Annotated in this window: 3 protein-coding genes; all 3 read right to left on the bottom strand. The window is 47.9% G+C overall.

The genetic code is table 11. The annotated features are described in order from the left end of the window. A partial coding sequence (locus B3182_RS02885) for a monovalent cation/H+ antiporter subunit D (protein ID WP_292751455.1) occupies positions 1-1320 on the bottom strand: 1320 nt, incomplete at its 3' end. Further along, positions 1317-1709 carry a Na+/H+ antiporter subunit C gene (locus tag B3182_RS02880; protein WP_292354036.1) on the bottom strand — a complete coding sequence of 131 codons (393 nt, stop codon included), beginning with the start codon at positions 1707-1709 and terminating at the stop codon, positions 1317-1319. The genes B3182_RS02885 and B3182_RS02880, both read right to left, overlap by 4 nt. Further along, a partial coding sequence (mbhE, locus tag B3182_RS02875) for a hydrogen gas-evolving membrane-bound hydrogenase subunit E (protein WP_292751452.1) occupies positions 1709-3229 on the bottom strand: 1521 nt, incomplete at its 5' end. The genes mbhE and B3182_RS02880, both read right to left, overlap by 1 nt.

Genomic DNA, 3229 nt, shown 5'->3' with positions numbered 1-3229 from the left:
CACACTGTAAAACAATAATGAACCCGAACGGACTACCGCTATGATCATCACTAAACCGGCAGTTAATATCACGCTCAAAATGGCTGCAAACCAAGGATGGTTAAGAGCAGAATGTAAAATCATCACCTTACCGAAAAAACCCGATAACGGTGGCATACCGGTTAAGGCGATACCTAACAGCATAAACACTGAACCGACGATTATTGGCCGATCAATCGGAATGGCTTTGGTAAACGAATCGGAATAAATGCCACGGCCTTTCATAATCACATCGGCTATCAGGAACATTGCTGCACCAAGCATGGTGGAATGGATTAAGTAATACAAAGCGGCAGCAAGGGCGGCTTCATTATTGATACCGATGGCAACCATTAAGGTAGCGACTGACGCTAGTATCAAATAGGCGACCTGACGACGTAATGCACGTGCGGCCAGCACACCCAAAGCGGCCAGAGCCAATGTTATTAAACCGAGTAGCAATACCCATTCAATATGCACAAACGCTAAATCACCGGCTTCTTCGCCGAAGATCGTGCCATGGACCCGGATAATGGCGTAAAGACCAACCTTGGTCATAATCGCAAATAATGCTGCGACTGGAGCAGAGGTATAGGCATAAGCGCCGGGTAACCACAGATATAGCGGAAACATGGCAGCTTTAATACCAAAGACCACCAGTAACAAGACGGCCGCGGTGGCAACGATGCCTTGATCCGCCTCTGATACGTTTCGCACGGCGATGGCCATATCAGCAATATTCAAAGTCCCCAGAATGCCGTAAAGCGTGCCAACAGCGAACAGGAATAAAGTTGAACCTACCAGATTGATCACCACGTAATGCAGACCTGCACGGGTTCTTAAACGCCCCCCGCCATGGAGTAATAAGCCATAAGAGGCGATCAGTAGCACTTCAAAAAATACAAACAGGTTAAATACGTCGCCCGTCATAAATGCACCGTTCAGGCCGAACAGTTGCAACTGGAATAACACATGAAAATGCTGACCCTGTTTATCGGTATCGTTACGAATCGCATACCATAACGCGCCCAACGCCAGAAGGGAGGTCAGCAACAACATCAGTGCCGATAGGCGATCCAGCACAATGACAATGCCAAAAGGCGCTTGCCAGTTGCCAAGCAGCACGACTTGATAAATCTCGCTGTTGGCCAGTTGGAAGCTGACAAGGCTCACACCCACCAACAGAGTAGTTAAAATCAGACTTAAAATACGTTGTGTATCAATGCCTATGGGACGAGCCATCAGCATCAGGATGCCGCCAATTAACGGCAATAAAACCGGCAAAATAGTAAACGGACTCATGATTGGCTCCGTTCAGTTTCTGTCTTTGTAGTGTTATGTTTAGTGGCTTTCAGTTCATCATCTGAGCGATGCAAGCCATCAACATGATCATTACCCAGCTCGCTACGGGCTTTTAGGGCCAGTACGATGAGGAAAGCCGTCATACCAAATGCAATTACGATAGCTGTTAATACCAAAGCTTGAGGCAGGGGATCGGTGTAAGCTGCAGCGGCAGGATCAATAACGGCCGGGATGCCGATTTGCAAACGCCCCATGCTAAATAGAAAGACGTTTACTGCATAGGCAAGCAGAGTCAATCCCAGTACTACCGGAAAGGTTCTTGCTCTAAGTGTGAGATACACTCCGCAACCTGTCATCACGGAAATGACACTGGCAATTAGCCACTCCATTACTTGATATCCTCAACATTGATGAAATGTGCAGCATGACTCAGTTTGCCAAGCTCAACCAGAATCATAACGGTGGCGCCAACCACCACCAGAAATACCCCTAAGTCAAAGGCTATGGCACTGGCCACTTCAAATTTACCCACTACGGGCCAGTTCAGATAGGTAAACGCAGATGTCAGGAATGGATAGCTCAGTAACATGGAAACGACACCTGTACCGGTAGCGATCAATAGACCCAGCCACATTACCCGATGCATATCGGTCCGCAACCGCTCATTGGTCCAGTCGATACCGTTAGCAAGATATTGTGAAATCAATGCAACCGAAGCAATCAGGCCGGCGATAAATCCTCCGCCAGGCAGGTTGTGACCACGAAGGAATATATACACTGCAACCATCAGCATTAATGGGAACAGCAGCCGGGTCAGAGTCTGCATAATCGGTGGGTGTGGGTCATGACTCCATTCCAGTCCTTCAACATCTTTTGCTGGTGCAGCAAGCTTGAGTCCTTCCAGCATGGCAAAGACCCCGAGACCGGCCAATGCCAGCACGACTATTTCACCTAAGGTATCAAAACCACGGAAATCAACCAGAATCACATTGACCACATTGGTACCACCACCACCCGGTTTGGCATTCTCTATAAAGAAATTGGCAATGGAGGTATATTCACGACTCAATACAGCCATGGTCAACAGGAATACCGCAACAGCGGCAGAAATGGAAATAATCCCATCACGGCTTAAACGGATATAGCTACGTTCCTGAGGGGTGTGCTGTGGCAAAAAGAATAACGCTAACAGCAGCAACACGATGGTCACCACCTCAACAGAAAGTTGGGTCAGAGCCAAATCCGGGGCTGAGAATTTCACAAATCCTAACGCTACCACCAGACCGACCACGCCGATACTAATCAGAGAAGTCAGGCGCTGATGATGCAAAACGACTGTTAACAGGCTGGCCACAATCAACGTCAATGCCATCAGAATGGTGATGACATCGGCTTCCATTAAAGTTCTGTCACCGAATAATGGTGAGTTAAACTGGAAGAACGTCAGGATGCTGAGCACCAATGCACCGCCAATCACCCAGCTCACGGAAGGTTGTAAGGTAGTTTGATCAAAATAATCGGTTACTTTTTTGGCAAACCGGATGGTTTTCCACTGCAGCCAGTCAAACACGGCTTTACCTTCAATCCCGTGTAAACATCTGTCATGCCAGGCAAACAGACGATGTCGTACGGTATAAACCGCCACCCCTAACACCAGGGCAATAAAGCTCATCATCAATGGCAAGTTAAAGCCATGCCAGATGGCCAGACTGAATTCCGGAGCCGGGGCCTGCAGACTAGCGGCAACCGCTACAGACAGAATCGGCCCAATCAATAACATGGGGGCTACCCCAACAATGAGACATAACACCACCAGAATATCGACGGGTATTTTCATAAAACGCGGTGGTTCATGAGGTGTTTTAGGCAAATCAATTGGTTCACCATTAAAGAACACATCGTGGATAAT

The organism is Methylophaga sp. UBA4204, from assembly GCF_002379485.1.
Lineage (GTDB): Bacteria > Pseudomonadota > Gammaproteobacteria > Nitrosococcales > Methylophagaceae > Methylophaga.
This window is presented reverse-complemented; position numbering and strand designations above follow the sequence as displayed.